Below are 21840 nucleotides of genomic sequence, written 5' to 3'. Positions count from 1 at the left end.
CGCTCTCCGAGCGGCAGCAGAGGCGCGGCGGAGCCGTTACTGCCGGATCTGCCCATCCCCCAGCACGATCCACTTCTGGCTGGTCAGGCCGATCAGGCCGACCGGGCCGCGGGCGTGGATCTTGTCGGTGGAGATGCCGATCTCGGCGCCCAGGCCGTATTCGAAGCCGTCGGCGAAGCGGGTGGAGGCGTTGACCATCACGCTGGCCGAGTCGACCTCGCGCAGGAAGCGGCGCGCGCGGCCGTAGTCCTCGGCGACGATGGCGTCGGTGTGGTGGCTGCCCCAGCGGTTGATGTGCTCGATCGCTTCGTCGAGGTCCCGCACCACCTTGACCGCCAGCACCGGCGCCAGGTATTCGGTGGCCCAGTCGTCGTCGGTGGCGGCCTTGACCCGGTCACCGAGGATGGCGCGGGTGCGTTCGCAGCCGCGCAGCTCGACTTCCTTCGCCCAGTAGGCGGCGGCCAGCCGCGGCAGCGCCGTTTCGGCGCGCGCCGCGTGCACCAGCAGCGTCTCCATTGTGTTGCAGGTGCCATAGCGATGGGTCTTGGCGTTCAGTGCGATGTCGAAAGCCTTGTCCGCGTCGGCGCTGTCGTCGATGTAGACGTGGCAGTTGCCGTCCAGATGCTTGATCACCGGCACCCGCGCGTCGGCGCTGATGCGGGCGATCAGGCCCTTGCCGCCGCGCGGCACGATCACGTCGACGTATTCCGGCATCGAGATCAGTTCGCCGACCGCGGCGCGGTCGGTGGTGGCCAGCACCTGCACCGCCTCCGGCGGCAGGCCGGCCGCCGCCAGTCCCTCGTGCACGCAGGCGGCGATGGCCTGGTTGCTGTGGAAGGCTTCGGAGCCGCCGCGCAGTATCGTGGCGTTGCCGGATTTCAGGCACAGGCCGGCGGCGTCGGCGGTAACGTTGGGGCGGGCCTCGTAGATGATGCCGACCACGCCGAGCGGCACCCGCATCTTGCCCAGCTGAATGCCGGACGGGCGGTAGCTCATCTCGTCGATCTCGCCGACCGGATCCGGCAGTGCGGCGATCTGGCGCAGGCCATCGGCCATCGCCAGCACGCTGCTCGCGCTCAAGCTCAGCCGGTCCAGCATCGCGGCGTCGAGGCCGGCCTGACGCGCGGCGTCCAGGTCGCGGCGGTTGGCGGCCAGCAACGGCTCCTGTTCGCGGACGATGGCGTCGGCGATGGCCACAAGCGCGGCGTTCTTCTGCCGGGTGTCGGCGCGGGCCAGCAGCCGCGACGCCTGACGCGCGGCCTGGCCCACTTGCAGCATGTATTGTTTGATGTCCATGACGGAAGGTCCCGGTAGCTGTCGTTTTTATCGATTGGTTGCAGCTTAAACCAAAGCGTGGACAGCGAACAGAGACAGTCGGAATCCGTAATGGATATTGTCAGGCAATTGTCGGCGCGGGCACGCCGTTTCGGCGTTCAGCGCGGGCCGGGCTGCAGTCTGGCCAGTTCGGAGACGCGGGCGGAGGTCGACGCCAATTCGCAATCGGCGGCCACCAGCGACTCGGCGGTGCCGCCGTCGGGGTCGACATAGGCGTTGCAATTGGCGGCGCGGTACTTCAGCCACAAGCGTTGGGCGGTTTGCAGCCGCTGCTGGCGTTTGGCCGGCAATGCGGCCATCAGCTTGCGGTAATTGTCGTTCAGCTGCTTGTCCTGGCGCGCGTGTTCGGCGGCGATGCAGTCCAGCATGCCGATGGTGACGCCGCCGGCCTGGTCCATGCACTGGTCGTAGTGATGGCTGTAAGACGCCTCCTCGGCGCAGGCGAGGACATGGGCGGCGGGGAGGAAAAGCAGCAGCAGGGCGGGCAGGCGCAAGGCGAGTCTGTTCATTTTTATGCGATAGCGGGGACGGCGGAGGAAAAACGGCCGGCCCGCGATACGGACCGGCCTCCGGTTTAGAACTGCAGCGCGCCGGTCAGGTCGCCCGGCGGCTGGGCGCCGCGTTCGCGGAAGGCCCGGTTGCGCAGCTTGACGCCTTCCAGTTCCGGCAGGCCGTGCAGCCGGCTGATGAAGCGGATGATGGAGGTGGTGTCGTAGAAGCTGTGGTCGACATGGCCCTTCTTGGCGAACGGCGACACGACGATGGCCGGAATGCGGCTGCCCGGCCCCCAGCGGTCGCCTTTCGGCGGCGCCACGTGGTCCCACCAGCCGCCGTTTTCGTCGTGGGTGATGACGACCACCATATTCTTCCACTGCGGGCCGCTCATCAGGTGTTGCAGCACATTGGCGACGTGGCGGTCGCCGCTTTCGACGTCGGAGTAGCCGGCATGCATGTTGAGATTGCCCTGCGGCTTGTAGAACGTCACCGCCGGCAGTTTGCCGGCCACCGCGTCGGCGAGGAAGCGGTTGCTGATCGGGCTGTCGCCGAGGCCGCCGTCGCGCAGGTGCTCGGCGCGCGCCGCGGTGCCGGGCGCGAAGTTCTTGAAGTAGTTGAACGGCTGGTGGTGGTACTGGAAGTTGGGCGCGTCGGCGCCGCCCTTGCCGTCCAGCGCCGCCTGCCAGCCGCCGCCGTACCACGCCCAGCTGACGCCCTTGCGCGACAGCAGGTCGCCTATGGTGTCGTAGCTCTGCGGCGGCAGCGTGCCGGCGTCGGCCGGATCGGCGTAGCGCTTGTCGCCGCCTTCGGCCGGCTTGATGTAGCTGGGCTGGAACGGCGGCGCCATGGTGTTGACGGCATAGCCGTCAGGGGTGATCGCGCCGTTGTTGACGAATTGCGGCGGGCCGTCCATCGCCGAGCTCGGCGCCTTCACCGTCAGCCGCCAGCCTTGCGGACCGTCGTCCAGCACGGCGATCTTCTTCGCCGCCGCGGTGTCCTTGGCGTTGAAGTATTCCGGCGTGCGGGCCGAGATCAGGAACTGGTGATTCAGGTAGGAACCGCCGAAGGCCGCCATGAAGAAGTTGTCGCACAGCGTGTACTGGCGGGCGATCTGCCACTGGTTCAGGTTCTGCGCCGTTTCGGCGTAATAGCCCATCACCAGCGCGCCGGAGTCGGCCCAGGCGACGAACTGGTCGTTGTTGCCGCCGTTGATCTGCATCTGGTTCTGGTAGAACAGATGCCACAGGTCGCGGGTGATCACCGCTTCCGGCAGCGGCTGGCCTTCGGCGTCCTTCAGCGGGAACGGGCCATTGGGCAGGTTCTGCAGCTTGTTTTCGTCTATCAGGTAGTACTTGCCGGCCACCGTCTGGCCGCGCTGCACCAGCCCGCCCCAGATCTTCGGCAGCTGCTTCAGCGGCGAGCCGTCGCGGTCCCGCTGGGTACAGGCCGCCGCCGGCGCCTGCGACAGCGGGTGGCTGACGCCGGGGAAATTGCCGTACAGATTGTTGAAGCTGCGGTTTTCCAGATAGATCACCACCACATTCTTCACATGATGGCGCAGTCTGGCGTCCAGCGGGCCGTGGACGGCCGGCGCGGCGTCGGCCGGCAGCACGCTGGCGGCGCCGATGGCGGCCAGGCCTTCGAACAGTCGGCGGCGCGACGGGTCCCGCGGCGCGGTTTCGGGAGCGGTTTCGGGCGTATCGTGTTCGGACATGGCGGTCATCCTGAGGATTCGAGGCAAAACCGCCACTTTACTCCGCTTGGGTGAATATCTGAAGGCGGTCAGGCCTTTTGCATTGCCGCGCGCGCCTCGGCCAGCGGGCCGCGTATCTCCTCCGGCAGGAACTCGGTGAACAGCGCCGGGCCGGGCGCGGGCTCGCGCAGCAAGGCGATCGGGTCCTGGCCGTCGACGCTGCCCAGATTGGGCGCGTGGACGAAGTAGCCCAGCAGCCGTTGCAGCCGCTCCGGCAGCGCGCGCGCCAGTTCGCGCGGCACCGCCAGATAGTGGTTCTCGGCCTGGCGCAGCCAGCCCAGGCAATAGCTGAGTACCACGCCGGTACGGGGATGATCGGTCCGGTTCTCGCCGCCGGCATGGATCACCGAGCCGAGGTAGATCAGCACCGAGCCGGCGGGCATCGCCGCCGGCACGACTTCGCCGTCGTCCGGTTGGCGCCCCTCGGCCCACAGATGGCTGCCGGGCGCGACATTGGTGGCGCCGTTGTCGCCGGTGAAGTCGTCCAGCGCGTACATGCAGTTGATCATGCTTTCCGAGCCGGGCACATGGACCGGGAACATCAGGCCGTCGCTGTGCAGGAACTGCCTGGGCTCGCCGGGGCCGATGCGTATCGCCTGGGTCAGGTTCAGCTGGTATTCGCGGCAGCCTTTCAGCAGGAAGGCGTCCATCACTTGCAGGATCAGCGGATCGATGGCCAGCTGGCGACAGGTCGGCACGCGGGCGATCAGGCCGGACAGGCGGCGGGTGGCGTAGCCGTAGAAGTCGCCCTGGCAGTCGGGGGCGGCGTCCAGCAGCGGATAGAGCTCGGCGCGAAAGCGCGCCAGCGCCTCGGCGTCCAGCAGGCCTTCGATGACGACGCCGCCGTCGTTCTTGAGCGCGGCGATGATGTCGGTGGCGGGGCTGTCGGGGCGGTAGTGTTGCAGCGCGGGCATGATGTCTCCTGTCGATTGATTCCGCGGGAGACTAATTGATGTCGAAAAATCAGAAAAAGGAAACTGACCGTCAGTACAGTCAGCCGCGCCGCTGGTGCGCGATCAGCCGCGCCAGCGCGCGTCTGACCTCCGGATGGCCGATGCTGTCGGCGGCGGCCTCCATGCCGTCCAGCGCGGTCTCGCTGATCGCCATCGTCTTCGGTTTCTTGGTCTTCACCAGTTGCAGCGCCACCTTGACCTTGACCTTGGACGCCGGATAGCCCCGCTGCGCGAGTTGCGGCAGCAGGCCGGGCGCGGTCATCCGCAGCCGGGCGGCGACGATGCCGTTGTCGGCGTGTATCACCAGCTCGTCGTCGCGGATGCGCACCGCGCGGCAGGCCTCGCCCATCGCGGGCGGAATCAGCTGCTTGAAGGCGCGGTCCAGCGCCATCAGCTCGCGCGCGGCGGCGGCGAGGCGGGACAGCGTCTGGTCCTGGCGGGTGATGTCGTTTAGCGGGCGTCCGGACATGGGGCGGAATGGGGGAGGGCGGTCGATGTCGTATTGTAGCACTGGCCGCCGGCCGGGGAGGACGGCGGCCGATGTCGCTTACAAGGCGCCTTCGACGTCCTCGAGGCTGAAGGTCTCGGTGTGGTCGTTGTACGAGAAGATCTCGGCGTAGCGGCCCCAGCTGATCACGGTGTCCAGCGTCTCCTCGGCGGCCTGGTCGGATAGCGAGTCCTCGAGCTCCTGGGCGAAGCGCAGCCGCGGCGCGCGCTGTCCCGGGCGTTCCTGCAGCACTTTGCGGATGTGGGCGGCCATAGGCACGTTGCGCAGCAGGTGCTCGGCGAACATCACTTTGCGCTCCTGGGTGCCGTAGTCGGCGAACAGCTTGCCGGCGGCGGTCAGCAGCATGTCGCCGTCCTTCAAGTCGACGAAGCCCAGATGCTCCAGCACCTCGGCCACCGGGAACAGGTCGTCCACTTCCAGCAGCAGCTTTTCGGCAATCTCCGGCATGTCGGCCTTGCCGAAATAGGGCTCCTGGGCCACTTCCTCGATCAGGCCGGCCATCAGGTTGGTCGACACCTCGGTCAGATGGCTGCCTATCTCCAGCGGCAGCTTGTGCAGCGTGTGGGCGCTGCGGCGCGCGGTCATCAGCGCGTAGATGTCGTCGACCATCTTGCGGAAGGCCGGGTCCAGCCGGTTGCGGCGGTGCGGGAACGGCACCTTGATCTCGGCCACCACGCGGCCGGGGTTGGACGACAGCACCAGGATGCGGTCGCACATGAAGACCGCCTCCTCGATATTGTGGGTGACGATCAGCACCGACTTGATCGGCAGCTGGCCTTCGCTCCACAGGTCCAGCATGTCGGTGCGCAGCGTTTCGGCGGTCAGCACGTCCAGCGCCGAGAACGGCTCGTCCATCAACAGCAGCGTCGGGTTGACCACCAGGCCGCGGGCGAAGCCGACGCGCTGGCGCATGCCGCCGGACAACTCGCGCGGATAGGCATTTTCGAAGCCGTCCAGGCCGATCAGGTCGATCGCGGCCAGCGCGCGGCGGCGGCGCTCCCTGGCCTCGACGCCCAGCGCCTCCAGGCCGGCCTCGACGTTTTGCAGCACGGTCAGCCACGGGAACAGCGCGAAGGTCTGGAACACCATGGCCACGCCTTCGGCCGGGCCGGTCAGCGGCTGGCCGCGGTAGTCTACCTCGCCGCTGCTCTGCGGGATCAGGCCGGCGATGATGCGCAACAGCGTCGATTTGCCGGAGCCAGAACGGCCCAGCAGGCCGACGATCTCGCCCTCGCGCAGCGTCAGGTTGACGTCGTCCAGCACCTGGATTTCGTCGCTGCCCTTGGCAAAGCCGCGGCAGACGTTTTTCAGCGCGAAGATTTCCTGTCCCAGGGCGTTGTTTTCGGTAGTCATGCTTGGGCCCCTTAGTTGAGACGCAGTTTGTTTTCGGCGATGGCGTACATCGGACGCCACAGCAGGCGGTTGAACAGCACGACGAACAGCGACATCACGCTGATGCCGAGCAGGATCTTCGGGTAGTCGCCGGCGGCGGTGGTCTGGGCGATGTAGGCGCCCAGGCCGTGGGCGGCCAGCTTGTCGTTGCCCCAGGACACGTACTCGGACACGATGCTGGCGTTCCAGGCGCCGCCGGACGCGGTGATCGCGCCGGTGACGTAGTAGGGGAAGATGCCGGGCAGCATCACCTGGCGCCACCACTGCCAGCCGCGGATGCGGAAGTTGGCGGCCGCCTCGCGGAAGTCGTTGGGGAAGGCGGTGGCGCCGGCCACCACATTGAACAGGATGTACCACTGGGTGCCGAGCACGATCAGCGGCGACAGCCAGATGTCCGGGTTCAACTTGAAGTGGACGATGAAGACCACGAACACCGGGAACAGCAGATTGGCCGGGAAGGCGGCCAGGAATTGCGCCAGCGGCTGGACTTTCTCGGCCAGCGCCGGGCGCAGGCCGATCAGCACGCCCAGCGGCACCCAGATCACCGACGCGACGGCGATCAGCAGGCTGACGCGCACCAGCGTGACCAGGGCCAGGCCGAAGACCTTCAGCACCTCCCAGGCGCCGACCTCGGTGGCGACGAAATGCACCAGCTTGCTGGCGAACAAGAAGGCCAGCAGCGCCACCAGGCTCCACCACAGCACGTCGATGCCGCGCGATACCGGCGTGTGGGCCTCCGAGTGCAGGCCCTTGGGCAGGCTGAAATTCAGCTTCAGCCGGGCGGCGGTCTTCAGCAGCTTGCCGAACGGTTTCAGCAGCTGCTGGATGAAGCGGGTGCGCTGGATCAACTTCAGCACCCACGATTCGGGCGCGTTCTGGCTGGCGGTGTCCTCCAGCCGGAACTTGTCGGCCCAGGCCACCAGCGGGCGGAACAGGAACTGGTCGTAGATCAGGATCACGACGGACATGGTCAGGATCACCCAGCCGACGGCGGTCAGGTCCTGATGCTGGATCGCCAGCGCCAGGTAGGAGCCGACGCCGGGCAGCATCACCGTCTTGTCGCCGACGGTGATCGCCTCGGACGCGACGACGAAGAACCAGCCGCCGGACATGCTCATCATCATGTTCCAGATCATGCCGGGCATCGCGTACGGCACTTCCAGCTTCCAGAACTTCTGCCAGGCCGATAGCCTGAGGTTGACCGACACTTCCTGCAAATCGCGCGGGACGGTGCGCAGCGACTGGTAGAAGCTGAAGGTCATGTTCCAGGCCTGGCTGGTGAAGATGGCGAAGATGGCGGCGAATTCGGCGCCCAGCACCCGGCCCGGGAACAGCGCCAGGAAGAAGGTGACGGTGAACGAGATATAGCCGAGCACCGGCACCGACTGCAGGATGTCCAGTATCGGCACCAACAGCAGGCCGGCGCGGCGGCTTTTGGCGGCCAGCGTGCCGTAGATCAGCGTGAAGACCAGCGAGGCCGCCATCGCCGCCAGCATCCTCAGCGTGGTGCGCAGCGCGTAATCGGGCAGGTTGCCGGGGTCCAGCGAGATGGGCACGGTCTGCAGCGCGGAGATCGGCGCCCAGGTGGCGCGTATGCCGGTGGTGGCCAGCAGCAGGAAGCCGAGGATCAGCGGAAACGCGATCAGGTCCCAGCGATTGGGAATCAGCCGCCGGGCGGTGGCGGGCATGAAGTGGCGGACGGCGGTGTTCATCAGGCCTCTCCGGTGTGACGGGTGTGGGCTGCGGGTGTCGGGCGTCCCGCTTGTATTATGGCCGCGTCTGGCCGCGGACCGGAGCGTTCGCGGGCGGGGCCGGCATTTTTCCGGGGCGTCCGGGCGCCGTTTGCCGTTGCCGGCGACCGGTCCGGTTCAGGGCATGCATGCTACCAGAGATGCCGTAAAACGAATGTTAAAAACACGACAGCCGCGCGGCTATTTTGTGACGAAATGTACTGATGCGAAGCAGGCTGGCGGGATGGGGGAGGGCGCCGCCGGGCGGGCCGGCGGCGCGGTTTGCGCAAGGTCGCGGGCGGCCGGCTCAGAGCAGGTTGACCGCCGGCGCGCCGGACAGCACTTCCAGCGTCTGCGTGCTGGCGGTGGCCGGCGTCGGCGCGACGCCGTTCACCAGTCTGGCCATCTTGTGGAAGGTGCAGCTGAGCTTGGCCGGGGTCAGCGTCACCACCGCATAGCCCTGGGCGTCGGTGTCGGCGTACTTCAGCCACGGATTGAAGGCCTGCAGCGTGCCGGTGAAGGTGTTGACCGTCTGGCCATTCACGGTCTGGTAGATCAGCGGGGCGGCCTTGGCGAAGGCCGGCACGGTGTCGACGACGTTCTTGAAGTAGCTGAAGAAGGAGTTGCTGGAGATGCCGGCGGTCACCAGGTCCACCATCACCGGCGTCGGACTGGCGGCGTCGAAGTCGTCCATCACGGGGCCGGCGAAGAAGGCGTGGATGTCGCCGGTGATGCCGACCACATTGCCGATATTGTTGTTTTTCAGGAAGGCCATCAGCGCCTTGCGCTCGGCGTTGTAGCCGTCCCACTGGTCGGCGTTGAGGATATACTGGTTCAGCAGCATCGTCGGCGGCAGATTGGCGTCCAGCGCCGGTTTCACCGCGGCGGCGAATACGCCGGCTCCGATGGCGCCGCCGCTTAGGCTGGCCAGCAGTGGCTGGGTGTTGGCGTAGCTCAGCACCGGCGTCGCGCCGCTGGTGTCGGCCGCCTTCAGGTCCAGGTACAGCGCGCCGCTCAGCTGTTGCTGCTGGGCGGCGCCGAGATTCAGGCCGAAGTTCTGCGCCAGCGAGGCCGACAGGCCCTGCTCCAACAGGCCCGCCACCGCCATCGTGCCGTCCACGCCCATTCTGAGCAGCGACACCTCGTTGCCCCACAGCCGCCAGGTGGTGGCGGCGCCCTGCATCTGCTGCTGCCACCAGGCGCGCTGGCTGTCGCCGAGGATGGACACCGGCTGCAGGTCGCCGCCGGCCGCGGCGATCTTGGCGGCCTCGGCCTGGGCCAGCGTCGCCTTCGGCACGAAGTAGCGGCTGCCCAGATTGGCCAGGCCGGTGTTCGGCACCGCGGTTTCCGGGATGATGTGGTCGGCGCGGTACAGCCGCTGGTCGGTCATCACCAGCGTGGCCAGGTTGCCGAAGGCGAAGCTGCGGTAGATCTGGATGTTCTGGAACGACGGGTTGGCCAGGTTCAGCTGGACATCGGCCGGCGTGTATTCGAACCAGGCCTGGTTGGCGCTGCGGCGGCGCGGCGTGTTGGGCACGCTGTCGTCGCCGGGGTAGTAGACCTGGCGATCCTGCCAGCAGTCGTCGGAGAACTCGTGGTCGTCCCAGATCGAGATCACCGGGAAATTGGCGTGCAGTGCCTGGATGCGGGGGTCGGCGCGATAGCTCTTGTACAGGTAGCGGTAGTCGGCCAGCGTGGTGGCGTAGATCGCGCCGTCGGCCCGCCGGGTGCCGTTCGGCAGCGTCAGCGGCGGATGGCGGGTCTCGTTGTTGCCGGTCTGGAAACCGGCGCCGACGGTTTCGTAGATGTAGTCGCCGACGTGCATGACGAAGTCCAGGTCCAGCTGGGCGATCTCGTCGAAGGCGCCCCAGTGGTTGACGCTCCAGTCCTGGCAGGTGATGTAGGCGAACTTCAGCTGCGACAGCGGCGTGCCGGCGGCCGGCGCGGTCTTGGTGCGGCCGGCGGCGCTGACGTTGCGGCCGGACAGGAAGCGGTAGTAATAGGTGGTGGCGCTGGCGAGGCCGGTCACCTTGTGGCGCACCGTGTAGTCCCAGCCCGGATCGGCGGACAGCGGCTGGTTGACCAGCAAGCGGGAGAAGTCGGCCCTGTCCGACAGCTGCACGGTGACGTTCTGCGCCGTCGCGCCGTCGCCGCCGTCGACGCGGGTCCACAGCACGATGCTGTCCGGCCGCGGGTCGCCGGAGGCCACGCCGAGGCTGAAACCCCTGCCGGCGGCATTCAGGTTCTGGGCCATCGCGTTGGTGCCGGAGCCGCCGTCGAAACAGCCGGTGAGGCCGCTGCTGGCTGTCGATACCGTCAGGAAACTGCCCCATTTCAAAAATTGCCGCCTGTCCATTGTCTCTCCTGTGAAGGGCCGTAGCCGGGATAAAGTCGCGGATTATCGTCGGTCAATATTTAGATTGCATTAATGGTTCGGTCAATTGAATCGAGCGTTTGCTCTAGTTTGAGTCGCCGAAAACCAACACTGCTTTTGCGGCCTCCTCTTGATGTCGGACATGGTTGCCCCCATAACCTTGTCTGCGAATGTGCTACACTTTTCAGCATTTTTTGCGGACACTCTTTCCGGCCCGCTGGTTTCTGGATTCGACTACATGATTTCTTCGCTACTCAAGAAGGTGTTCGGCAGCCGCAACGATCGTCTGCTGAAGCAGTTCCGCCAGACGGTGGAACGCATCAATGCCCTGGAACAGGACATGCAAGCCCTGTCCGACGAGGCGCTGGCCGCCAAGACCCAGGAATTCCGCGACCGGCTCGGCAAGGGCGAAACGCTGGACGGCCTGCTGCCGGAGGCGTTCGCCGTCTGCCGCGAGGCCTCGCGCCGCGTGATGGGCATGCGCCACTTCGACGTGCAGCTGATCGGCGGCATGGCGCTGCACCACGGCAAGATTCCCGAAATGAAGACGGGCGAGGGCAAGACCCTGGTCGCCACGCTGGCCGTCTACCTGAACGCGCTGACCGGCGACGGCGTCCACGTGGTGACCGTCAACGACTACCTGGTCAGCCGCGACGCCGGCATCATGGCGCCGCTGTACAACTTCCTCGGCCTGTCGGTCGGCGTGAACCTGTCGCAGATGGCCCATGACGACAAGCAGGCCGCCTACGCCTGCGACATCACCTACGGCACCAACAACGAATTCGGCTTCGACTACCTGCGCGACAACATGGTGTTCAGCACCGAGGAAAAAGTGCAGCGCAAGCTGGCTTTCGCCGTGGTCGACGAAGTGGACTCCATCCTGATCGACGAGGCGCGCACGCCGCTGATCATCTCCGGCCCGGCCGAGGACAATATCGACCTGTACCAGCGGATGAACGCGGTGCCGCCGCTGCTGGTCCGCCAGGAGACTGAAGAGGGCGAAGGCGACTACTGGGTCGACGAAAAGGCGCACACCGTGCTGCTGTCCGAAGCCGGCCACGAGCACAGCGAAGACATCCTGACCCGCCTGGGCCTGTTGAAGGACGGCGACAGCCTGTATTCGGCGACCAACATCACGCTGATGCACCACCTGATGGCCGCGCTGCGCGCCTACTCGTTGTTCCACATCGACCAGCACTACGTGGTGCAGGACGGCGAGGTGGTGATCGTCGACGAATTCACCGGCCGCCTGATGGCCGGCCGCCGCTGGTCGGACGGCCTGCACCAGGCCGTCGAGGCCAAGGAAGGCGTCGAGATCAACCGCGAGAACCAGACGCTGGCGTCGATCACCTTCCAGAACTACTTCCGCCTGTACGGCAAGCTGTCCGGCATGACCGGCACCGCCGACACCGAGGCCTACGAATTCCAGAGCATCTACAATCTGGAAACCGTGGTGATTCCGACCAACAAGCCGATGATCCGCAAGGATTCGCAGGACAAGGTCTACCGCTCCGCCAAGGAGAAGTACGACGCCATCCTGGCCGACATCAAGGATTGCCACGAGCGCGGCCAGCCGGTGCTGGTGGGCACCACCAGCATCGAGAACTCCGAGCTGGTGGCCAATCTGCTGTCCCAGGCCAAGTTGCCGCATAATGTGCTGAACGCCAAGGAACACGCCCGCGAGGCCGACATCGTCGTGCAGGCCGGCCGTCCCGGCATGATCACCGTCGCCACCAATATGGCCGGCCGCGGCACCGACATCGTGCTCGGCGGCAACCCGGAACCGGAAATCAAGGCGGTGCGCGGCGACGACAGCCTGTCCGACGCCGACAAGAACGCCAAGGTCGAAGCGATCCGCGTCGAGTGGAAACAGCGCCACGCCGCGGTGCTGGAAGCCGGCGGCCTGCACATCGTCGGCACCGAACGCCACGAGTCGCGCCGCATCGACAACCAGCTGCGCGGCCGTTCCGGCCGCCAGGGCGATCCGGGCTCGTCCCGCTTCTACCTGTGCCTGGAAGATCCGCTGCTGCGCATCTTCGCGTCCGACCGCGTCGCCGCGATCATGGACCGGCTGAAAATGCCGGAAGGCGAGGCCATCGAGCACCCGTGGGTCAGCCGCTCGATCGAGAACGCCCAGCGCAAGGTGGAAGGCCGCAACTTCGACATCCGCAAGCAATTGCTGGAATACGACGACGTCGCCAACGATCAGCGCAAGGTGATCTACCAGCAGCGAAGCGAGATACTGGTCGAGGACGACGTGTCCGACGTGGTCGTCAATATGCGCGAAGGCGTGATTTCCGATCTGGTCGACCTGCACCTGCCTCCGGAGTCGCTTGAGGAGCAGTGGGATCTGGTCGGCCTGGAGAAGACGCTGTCGTCCGACTTCCTGCTGGACGCGCCGGTGGCCGAGTGGATCAAGGCCGAGCCGAATCTGGACATCGACCACATCCGCCAGCGCATCGTCGAGCTGGCCACCGCCGCCTACCAGGCCAAGGTCGAGCAGGCCGGCGACGGCGTGATGCGCCAGTTCGAGCGCAGCCTGGTGCTGCAGATGCTGGACAACCACTGGCGCGAGCACCTGGCGGCGATGGACCATCTGCGCCAGGGCATCCATCTGCGCGGCTACGCGCAGAAGAACCCGAAGCAGGAATACAAGCGCGAAGCCTTCGAGCTGTTCGCCGACATGCTGGACCGCATCAAGCGCAGCGTGGTGCAGGTGCTGATGACGGTGCAGATCCGCGGTCAGGACGACGTCGACGCGGTCGAGCCGCATTCGCTGCAGGATTTCGAGATGCAGCACGCCGAGCCGGGTTCGGCGCTGGGCAACGACGAGGACAATCCCTTGTCGCCGGAAGCGCTGGCCTCGCAGGGCCTGCGGATCAACCGCAATGATCCGTGCCCGTGCGGCAGCGGCAAGAAGTACAAGCAGTGCCACGGCCGCCTGGAGTGAGGCAGCCCGCAGTCCGAGAAAAAGCCGACGCGTGAGCGTCGGCTTTTTTCATCGGCGTCGCCGCCTGCTTGGCAGTCGCCGTTTCATGGTGATAGCATGGGGGCGGGTCAACAGTTCACCCAGGCGTCGCCGGCGATTTCGCCACGCTAAACCTGTCTTGGCTTGCAATACCTCCGATGCTTGGCTCGAACTCCGTGCCAGGCCGCAACGGCGACCGCGGCAGTCCTTCCCCCGACTTGGCACGCAGACAGGATTCGAACCATGTCTCGCACCGTTTATCCGTTCTACAGCAGCGACATCTCATCCCTTGCCCGTTCGCTGAAACAGCAGTGGGTCGAGGAGGCGCGGCCGCCCGGCCATCTGCAAATCCTCAATATGCTGGCGCGCGCCGCCGGCTTCCAGAACTTCCAGCATCTGCGCGCCGAGCACGATCGCCCCGTTCCGGCCGAAGCGAAAGCCATGTCGGTTGAAACCCGGCGGCTGTTGCGCCACTTCGACGCCGAAGGCCGGCTGGCGCGCTGGCCGAAGAAATTCAGCGAACAGCGCGCCTGCCTGTGGGCGCTGTGGGCCGGCCTGCCGCGCGGCGAGGCGTGGGACGAGCCGGCCGCCAACGCGGCGATCCGCGCGCTGGAGGCCTTCGGCGACCACGTGTTGATCCGGCGCGAGCTGGTGGAGGGCGGCTGGATGGGCCGCACCGACGACTGCCGGCGGTATTGGCTGCTGGAACCGACGGTGCCGGAGGCGATGGCGGAGTTGATCGAGCAGGCGGCTTTGCGCCGCCCCCTCTCCCCAACCCCTCTCCCGCGAGGGGAGAGGGGCTAGTCTCGGCGTTGATGTCTTGAGTTTGCGCAGCGGAGGGAGTCCGGCCGATAAAACGATGTCGGCGCGTCCCCCTCTCCCCAACCCCTCTCCCGCGAGGGGAGAGGGGCTGGTCTCGGCGTCGATGTCTTGAGCTTGCGCTGGGGAGGGAGGGCCGGCCGGTAAACGACATCGGAACGTTCCCTCCTCCCCAACCGCTTTCCCGTGAGGGGAGAGGGGCTGGCCTCGGCGTCGATGTCTTGAGTTTGCGGGGCGAAGGGAAGTCCGGCCGATAAAACGACGTCGGCGCGCGGCCCCCTCACTCCTCGCGGGGGAGGGGCTGGCCTCAGCGTCGATGCCTTGAGCTTGCGCGGCGAAGGGAAGTCCGGCCGATAAAACGACGTCGGCGCGCGGGCCCCTCACTCCTCGCGGGAGAGGGGCTAGTCTCGGCGTCGATGCCTTGAGTTTGCGCGGCGGAGGGAATCCGGCCGATAAAACGACATCGGCGCGTCCCCCCTCTCCCCTCGCGGGAGAGGGGCCGGGGGAGAGGGGGAGGGAAGGATTACAGATACGGCCTGACCGCCGCTTCCAGCTTCTTCTCGTCCAGCTTGCCGGTCAGCGTCGCCGCCACCTTGCCCTGGCGGTCCAGCACCAGCGTGTACGGCAGGCCGCCGGTCTTGTTGCCGAGGGCGCGCATCAGGTCCAGCGTGTCGTCGTTGCCGAGCAGGATCGGGTAGCCTATCTTCAGCTGCTTGACGAACGGTTCGACCTGCTCCTTGCTGTCCAGCGCCACGCCGACGATCTCGACGCCCTTCGACGCGAGCTTCTTGCGCAGGCCATTCAGCATCGGCATCTCCTCGCGGCACGGGCCACACCAGGTGGCCCAGAAGTTCAGCACCGTCACCTTGCCCTTGTAGGCGGACAGCGCGACCGGCTTGGCGCTCAGGTCGGCGAAGCGGCTCTGTTCCAGCGTCGGGGCGGCGCCGGCGGCCAGCGGCAGCGCGGCCAGCAGCAGGGTGGCGAGAAAGCGTTTCGAGTTCATCGGCGTTTCCTGTGATGTCGTTGGAATTGTCTTGCGTTTCCGCCACTTGCGCCCGGCACAGGTGCGGCGTAAACAAACTTCATGTTAAAATGTTCGATTGATTTCTTTGCGGAGTGGGCATGTCTATCCTCGTCTGCGGGGCGCTCGCATACGATACCCTGTTCTCGTTTCACGGCCGTTTTGACAGCCAGATCCTGCCGGATCAGCTGCACAAGATTTCCACCACCTTCCTGGCGCCGACGATGCGCCGCGAATTCGGCGGCATGGCCGGCAACATCGCTTACAGCCTGTGCCTGCTGGGCGAAAAGCCGATCGTGATGGGCGTGGTCGGCGAGGACTTCGAACCGTACCGGCAACACCTGAAACGGGTGGGCGTCGATGACCGCTTCATCCGTCTGATCCGCAAGCAGTATACCCCGCAATGCTTCGGCATTGCCGACAAGGACGGCAACCAGCTGATGGCCTTCCACCCGGGCGCGATGGACTTCGCCACCGAGAATCACGTGGCGGACATCGAGGACCCGATCGAACTGGCCATTCTGTCGCCGGGAGGCTACACCGCCTTCATCCAGCACTCGCGAGAGCTGGCCGCGGCCGGCATCCCGTTCATCTTCGATCCGGGCCAGGAGCTGCCGTTGCTGTCGCGCGACGAGATCCACGAGATCGTCGAGCTGGCCAGCTACGTGGCGATCAACGATTACGAGAGCGAGCTGATGCGCGAGCGCGCCGGCCTGACCGTCGACGACCTGCGCAAGAAGGTCAAGGCGCTGATCGTCACCCGCGGCTCCAAGGGCGCGGAGATCTATGTCGATGATACCGTGCACCTGATTCCGCGCGTGCAGATGCCGATCAAGCCGGTGGACCCGATGGGTTGCGGCGACGCGTTCCGGGCCGGCCTGCTGTGGGGCATCAGCCGCGGCGTCGACTGGAAGATCACCGGCCGGCTGGCCAATGTGATCGGCGCGATCAAGGTCACGACGCCGGGCTGCCAGAACCACTTCTTCGACTGGGACTCGCTGAAGGACATCTACTTCGAGGCCTATGGCGAGGCATGGCCGCTGTAGCCGGTCCGGATTCGCGTTTTTAGCAGGCGCCGCGTTTCGCGGCGCCTTTTTGTTTGTATGATGAGGGTCTTTGCCGCGCGGATGACGGGGGGCGCGGACGCTCCGGGCGACCTGAATCGAAGCCGGCGGGGTCGGCGTCCCGTTGCCGGCCGGCGTCCATTGCGCGCCGGCACTTGAATATGGTCGCCGCCACCCCCACCATTAGCGAATTCAACGTCAGTTCCAAGGGGAGTCCATGTCACCCGTACCGCACCTGGCCACCGCTCTCACCGGTCCGCTCCACGAGCTGGAAAGCCGCATCCTGGCGGCGCAGCCGCAGATCGAGCATTGGTTCCGCAGCCAATGGCACGCGCACGCGACGCCGTTCTACGGCTCGGTGGACCTGCGCAACAGCGGTTTCAAGCTGGCGCCGGTCGACATGAATCTGTTTCCCGGCGGCCACAACAATCTGAATCCCGAATTCCTGCCGCTGGCGGTGCAGGCGGCGCAGAGCGCGGTGGACAAGGTGTGTCCGGAGGCGCGCAGCATCCTGCTGATTCCGGAAAACCACACCCGCAACACCTTCTACCTGCAGAACGTCGCCACGCTGGTGCATATCTTCGAGCAGGCCGGCCTGAAAGTCCGGCTCGGTTCGCTGAATCCGGAAATCACCGAGCCGACCGAGCTGGTCACCGCGAACGGCGACACGCTGACGCTGGAGCCGCTGGAGCGCCGCGGCAACCGCGTGGCGCTGGCCGACGGCTTCAATCCCTGCGTGCTGCTGCTGAACAACGACTTGTCGGCCGGCATCCCCGACATGCTGAAGAATCTGGAGCAGACGCTGCTGCCGCCGCTGCACGCCGGCTGGGCGGTGCGGCGCAAGACCCATCATTTCGAGGCCTACAACCGGGTCAGCGACGAGTTCGCGCGGCTGATCTCCATCGATCCGTGGACCATCAATCCCTACTTCGCCAGTTGCGGCGGCCTGGACTTCCATGCCCGCACCGGCGAGGAGCAGCTGGCCGAAACGGTGTCGCAGATGCTGGACAAGATCCGCCGCAAATACCGCGAATACGGCATAGACAACGACCCCTTCGTCATCGTCAAGGCCGACGCCGGCACCTACGGCATGGGCGTGATGAGCGTCAAGAGTCCGGACGAGGTGATAGGCCTGAACCGCAAGGCGCGCAACAAGATGTCGGTGGTCAAGGAAGGCCTGGAGGTGTCCGAGGTCATCGTCCAGGAGGGCGTATACACCTTCGAGACCGTCAACGAGGCGGTGGCCGAGCCGGTGGTCTACATGATGGACCGCTACGTGATCGGCGGCTTCTACCGCGTCCATACCGGCCGCGGCATAGACGAGAACCTGAACGCGCCGGGCATGCATTTCGTGCCGCTGTCGTTTGAAACGCCGTGTCTGCCGGACCGCAAAGGCCTGCCCGACTGCGCGCCGAACCGCTTTTACGCCTATGGCGTGATCTCGCGCCTGGCGCTGCTGGCGTCGGCGCTGGAGCTGGAAGCCACCGATCCGGACGCCGAATAACCCTGGAGCACCACCATGCGCATCTTGTTTATTGCCGACCCGCTGGAACACTTCAAGATATACAAGGACACCACCTTCGCGATGATGGAGGAGGCGCACCGCCGCGGCCACGCCATCAGTTTCGCCGAGTCGCAACAGCTGTCGGTCGAGGGCGGCCGGCTGCAGATCGATGCCCGCGATCTCGCGATCACCGACGAACGGCCGCAGTGGTATCGGCTTGGACAGACGCTGCGCCAGCCGCTGACCGCGTTCAGCGCGGTGGTGATGCGCAAGGACCCGCCGTTCGACCTGGAGTATCTGTACGCGTCCCAGCTGTTCACGCTGGCCGAGGCGCAGGGCGTCAAGGTGTTCAGCAGCGGCCAGGCCTTGCGGGATTTCAATGAAAAGCTGGCCATCCTGAACTTCCCGGAGCTGACCTCGCCGACGCTGATCAGCGGCGAGGCGCAGCGGCTGCGCGCCTTCGTCAACCAGCACCAGGACGTGATCCTGAAGCCGCTGGACAGCATGGGCGGCGAAAGCATCTTCCGCGTCAAGCCGGACGATCCGAATCTGTCGGTGATCATCGAGACCATCACCTGGCGCGGCAAGCGCACGGTGATGGCGCAGCGCTACATTCCCGAGATCCGCGACGGCGACAAGCGCATCCTGGTGATAGACGGCGTGCCGGTCGACTACTGCCTGGCGCGGATTCCTGCCGCCGGCGAGACCCGCGGCAATCTGGCGGCGGGCGGCCGCGGCGAGGCGCGGCCGTTGACGGCGCGCGACCGCGAGATCGTCGAAACGGTGGCGCCGGAGCTGAAGAAGCGCGGCATCCTGCTGGCCGGCCTCGACGTGATCGGCAACTATCTGACCGAGGTCAACGTCACCAGCCCGACCTGCTTCCGCGAGATCATGGATCAGACCGACATCAATGTCGCCGGACTGTACATCGACGCGCTGGAGCGGCGCTGCCAGCACTGAGGTCCGCCTGACGCCGTGGAGCGATGATGGGAAAACTGCAGGAGAGCCCGTTCAAGGGCAAGACCGGGCTGACGCGGCTGATCAACGCCTTCGGCTACTCGCTGGACGGCATGAAGGCGGCGTTCCGCCACGAGGACGCCTTCCGCCAGCTGACGATATTGGCGCTGATCCTGATCCCGCTGGCCTTCCTGATCCACGCCGCGCCGCTGGCGCGCGCGATGCTGGTGGCCAGCAGCCTGGCCACGCTGATCATCGAATTGCTGAACTCGGCGATAGAGGCGGCGGTGGACCATACCTCGCTGGAGCGCCATCCGCTGGCCAAGCGGGCCAAGGACATGGGCAGCGCCGCCCAGCTGCTTGGCCTGATCAACCTGGCCACGGTCTGGGGCATCGTGCTGTTCGGCTGACCGCGTCCGCGTGTTGAAAAGGCCAAGGCCCCGCTAGCGGGGCCTTGGCCTTTTCAGGGGCGGCGAACGTAAAAAAACCGCTCCCGGGGGAGCGGTTTCGGCGGTCGGGCTTACGCCTCTTCGGCGGGCGCCGCGTCCTTGCCTTCCGGCGGCGCGATCTGCTCGGCGTAGCCGCATTCCTTCTGCGGGCACACCTTCTCGGTGCCGCGGCGCTTGGTGGTCTTGATCGTCAGGATCGGCCAGTTGCACTTCGGGCACGGCTCGGCGATCGGCGGATTCCACGTCGCGTACTTGCACTTCGGATAGGTGTTGCAGCTGTAGAACAGCTTGCCGTAGCGGCTCTTGCGTTCGATCAGCTGGCCGGTCTTGCATTCCGGGCAGGTGACGCCGGTCTCGCGCGGCTTCTCCAGCGGTTCGATGTGCTTGCACTTCGGATAGTTGGCGCAGCCGATGAACTTGCCGTAGCGGCCCTTCTTGATGTGCAGCTCGCCGCCGCAGTCCGGGCAGGAGCGGCCTTCGATCACCGTCGGCGCCTCGGCTTCCTCGGCGGCCTGCTCGGCCGTCTCGCCCAGGTTGCGGGTGTAATCGCATTCCGGATAGCCGGTGCAGGCGATGAAGCGGCCGCGCTTGCCGAACTTGATCGACAGCGGCTGGCCGCATTTCGGGCAGGCTTCGTCCAGGCTTTCGGTGGTGACCTCGGCGCGGGAGATGCTTTCCTTCTCGTCGATCTGCTTCTTGAAGCCCTTCCAGAAGGTGTCCATCACCGGTACCCACTGACGGCCGCCGTTGGCGATCTCGTCCAGCTGGTTCTCCAGCTTGGCGGTGAAGTTGTAGTCGACGTACTGGGCGAAGTGCTCGGTCAGGAACTTGTTGACGATGTCGCCGGTGTCGGTCGGCAGGAAGCGCTTCTTGTCCAGGATCACGTATTCGCGGTCCTTCAGCGTCGAGATGATGCTGGCGTATGTCGACGGCCGGCCGATGCCGAATTCTTCCAGCGCCTTGACCAGGCTGGCTTCGGAGAAGCGCGGCGGGGGCTGGGTGAAGTGCTGTTCGCCGTACAGCTTGTCGACCGGCAGGTCCTCGCCCTCGGTCAGCGCCGGCAGCTTGGCGTTGTCCTCGTCCTCGGCGTCGTCGACGTCCTCTTCGTAGACGGCGAGGAAGCCGGCGAAGGTCTGCACCTGGCCGCTGGCGCGGAACACGCCTTCGCCGACCAGGATGTCGACGCTGGTGGTGTCGAAGCGGGCCGGGGCCATCTGGCAGGCCAGCGTCCGTTTCCAGATCATGTCGTACAGCTTGAACTGGTCGGTGGTCAGGAAGGGCTTGACCATCTCCGGCGTGCGCAGAATGGAAGTCGGGCGGATCGCCTCGTGTGCCTCCTGAGCGTTCTTGGCCTTGCTCTTGTACGCGACCGGGTTTTTCGGCAGGTAGTCGGCGTCCCATTTCAGGCCGATGTAGCCGCGGATTTCCTCGACCGCCTCATTGGCCAGCACCACCGAGTCGGTACGCATATAGGTGATCAGACCGACGGTGCCCTGGCCGATGTCCATGCCCTCGTACAGCTGCTGCGCGGTGCGCATCGCGCGGTCGGTGGTCATGCCCAGCTTGCGCACGGCCTCCTGCTGCAGCGTCGAGGTGGTGAACGGCGCGGCGGGGCTGCGCGATTTCTTTTTCTTCTCGATGGTGCCGACGGTGGCCGGCAGGCCTTGCAGCCGGGCCAGCACCGACGCCTGCTCGGCCTCGTTCGGGATGTCGAACTGGTCGAGCTTCTTGCCGGCGAGCGTGGTCAGCTTGGCCGAGAACTTGGTGCGGCTCTTGTGGCTGTCGAGATGGACCGACCAGTATTCCTGCTGGACGAAGGCCTTGATCTCGTTCTCGCGCTCGCAGATCAGCCTTAGCGCCGGGCTCTGCACGCGGCCGGCGGACAGGCCGCGGCGTATCTTCTTCCACAACAGCGGCGACAGATTGAAGCCCACCAGATAGTCCAGCGCGCGGCGCGCCTGCTGCGCGTCCACCAGATCCTGCGCGATGTCGCGCGGGTTCTGGATCGCGTCCAGCACCGCGTTCTTGGTGATCTCGTGGAACACCACGCGCTGGGCGGTCTTGTCCTTCAGCAGCTTCTTGCTGTTGAGGATCTGCACCAAGTGCCAGGAAATGGCCTCGCCTTCGCGGTCCGGGTCAGTCGCCAGATAGACGTGGTCGGCTTCGCGCACCGCGCTGACGATGGCGTCGACGTGTTTGCTGTTGCGCGCGATCAGCTGGTACTTCATCGCGAAGTCTTTTTCCGGATCGACGGCGCCGTTCTTCGGCACCAGATCGCGCACGTGGCCGTAGGAGGCCAGGACTTCGAAGTCCGGGCCCAGGTATTTCTTCAGCGTTTTCGCCTTCGAGGGCGACTCGACGATCAGGAGGCTGGTGGGCATGTTGTCTTTTCAATATTCCATTGCCGGAGTCTCCGGCGGACACATCTTGTTATATCCGTCAAACGAAACAAGAGCGCAAGGGCGCTCTTGGTCGCGAAAAGCCGGTTTGCCGGACGGCGGCATGTTAAGCCGCGGCG

At 66.0% G+C, this 21840-nt stretch carries 16 protein-coding genes; 6 read left to right on the top strand and 10 right to left on the bottom strand.

What is annotated here, in order from left to right; genetic code table 11:
• Positions 1-36 precede the first annotated feature (36 nt).
• The 8 genes from CXB49_RS19395 to CXB49_RS19360 form a co-directional block, all read right to left on the bottom strand.
• A complete protein-coding gene (locus CXB49_RS19395) occupies positions 37-1296 on the bottom strand; it encodes a glutamate-5-semialdehyde dehydrogenase (RefSeq protein ID WP_101709886.1) in 1260 nt (419 codons plus the stop codon).
• Between the two features lie 137 nt (positions 1297-1433).
• Positions 1434-1844, bottom strand: coding sequence for a lysozyme inhibitor LprI family protein (locus CXB49_RS19390; RefSeq protein ID WP_101709885.1), 411 nt, complete (start codon positions 1842-1844; stop codon positions 1434-1436).
• A gap of 65 nt (positions 1845-1909) precedes the next feature.
• The gene (locus CXB49_RS19385; protein ID WP_101710777.1) at positions 1910-3544 is read right to left on the bottom strand and encodes an acid phosphatase; all 1635 of its coding nucleotides are present in this window, start codon (positions 3542-3544) and stop codon (positions 1910-1912) included.
• Positions 3545-3612: 68 nt separating this feature from the next.
• A complete protein-coding gene (locus CXB49_RS19380) occupies positions 3613-4497 on the bottom strand; it encodes a phytanoyl-CoA dioxygenase family protein (protein ID WP_101709884.1) in 885 nt (294 codons plus the stop codon).
• A 79-nt stretch (positions 4498-4576) separates the two neighbouring features.
• On the bottom strand, positions 4577-5005 hold the full coding sequence (locus CXB49_RS19375) for a DUF721 domain-containing protein (RefSeq protein WP_101709883.1): 429 nt from the start codon (positions 5003-5005) through the stop codon (positions 4577-4579).
• Between the two features lie 78 nt (positions 5006-5083).
• Positions 5084-6397, bottom strand: coding sequence for an AAA-associated domain-containing protein (locus CXB49_RS19370; RefSeq protein ID WP_101709882.1), 1314 nt, complete (start codon positions 6395-6397; stop codon positions 5084-5086).
• Between the two features lie 11 nt (positions 6398-6408).
• Positions 6409-8148 (bottom strand): ABC transporter permease subunit, encoded by a 1740-nt coding sequence (locus tag CXB49_RS19365; RefSeq protein ID WP_101709881.1) that lies wholly within the window; start codon positions 8146-8148, stop codon positions 6409-6411.
• 325 nt (positions 8149-8473) lie between these two features.
• Complete coding sequence (locus tag CXB49_RS19360) at positions 8474-10522, bottom strand: alkaline phosphatase (protein ID WP_101709880.1); 2049 nt, start codon at positions 10520-10522, stop codon at positions 8474-8476.
• 256 nt (positions 10523-10778) lie between these two features.
• On the opposite strand from CXB49_RS19360, the gene secA reads away from it, so the two are divergent.
• Entirely contained in the window at positions 10779-13490 is a 2712-nt protein-coding gene (secA, locus tag CXB49_RS19355; RefSeq protein ID WP_101709879.1) for a preprotein translocase subunit SecA, read from the top strand.
• A 261-nt stretch (positions 13491-13751) separates the two neighbouring features.
• Positions 13752-14312: a DUF2087 domain-containing protein gene (locus CXB49_RS19350; protein ID WP_101709878.1), complete on the top strand. Its 561-nt coding sequence runs from the start codon at positions 13752-13754 to the stop codon at positions 14310-14312.
• Between the two features lie 538 nt (positions 14313-14850).
• Here CXB49_RS19350 and CXB49_RS19345 read toward each other — a convergent pair.
• Entirely contained in the window at positions 14851-15330 is a 480-nt protein-coding gene (locus CXB49_RS19345) for a TlpA disulfide reductase family protein (RefSeq protein WP_101709877.1), read from the bottom strand.
• 119 nt (positions 15331-15449) lie between these two features.
• On the opposite strand from CXB49_RS19345, the gene CXB49_RS19340 reads away from it, so the two are divergent.
• From CXB49_RS19340 to CXB49_RS19325, 4 genes are all read left to right on the top strand, one after another.
• Positions 15450-16394: a carbohydrate kinase family protein gene (locus tag CXB49_RS19340; protein ID WP_101709876.1), complete on the top strand. Its 945-nt coding sequence runs from the start codon at positions 15450-15452 to the stop codon at positions 16392-16394.
• 235 nt (positions 16395-16629) lie between these two features.
• Entirely contained in the window at positions 16630-17916 is a 1287-nt protein-coding gene (gene gshA, locus CXB49_RS19335; RefSeq protein ID WP_101709875.1) for a glutamate--cysteine ligase, read from the top strand.
• Positions 17917-17931: 15 nt separating this feature from the next.
• Positions 17932-18876, top strand: a complete 945-nt coding sequence (gshB, locus tag CXB49_RS19330) for a glutathione synthase (protein WP_101709874.1) — start codon at positions 17932-17934, stop codon at positions 18874-18876.
• A 26-nt stretch (positions 18877-18902) separates the two neighbouring features.
• Positions 18903-19283, top strand: a complete 381-nt coding sequence (locus tag CXB49_RS19325) for a diacylglycerol kinase (RefSeq protein ID WP_101709873.1) — start codon at positions 18903-18905, stop codon at positions 19281-19283.
• Positions 19284-19393: 110 nt separating this feature from the next.
• Here CXB49_RS19325 and topA read toward each other — a convergent pair whose 3' ends face one another.
• The gene (topA, locus tag CXB49_RS19320; RefSeq protein ID WP_101709872.1) at positions 19394-21703 is read right to left on the bottom strand and encodes a type I DNA topoisomerase; all 2310 of its coding nucleotides are present in this window, start codon (positions 21701-21703) and stop codon (positions 19394-19396) included.
• Positions 21704-21840 lie beyond the last annotated feature (137 nt).

The sequence above is a fragment of the Chromobacterium sp. ATCC 53434 genome, assembly GCF_002848345.1.
Lineage (GTDB): Bacteria > Pseudomonadota > Gammaproteobacteria > Burkholderiales > Chromobacteriaceae > Chromobacterium.
Note: the sequence above shows the minus strand (reverse complement) of the source record. Positions and strands in the feature narration are given on the sequence as shown.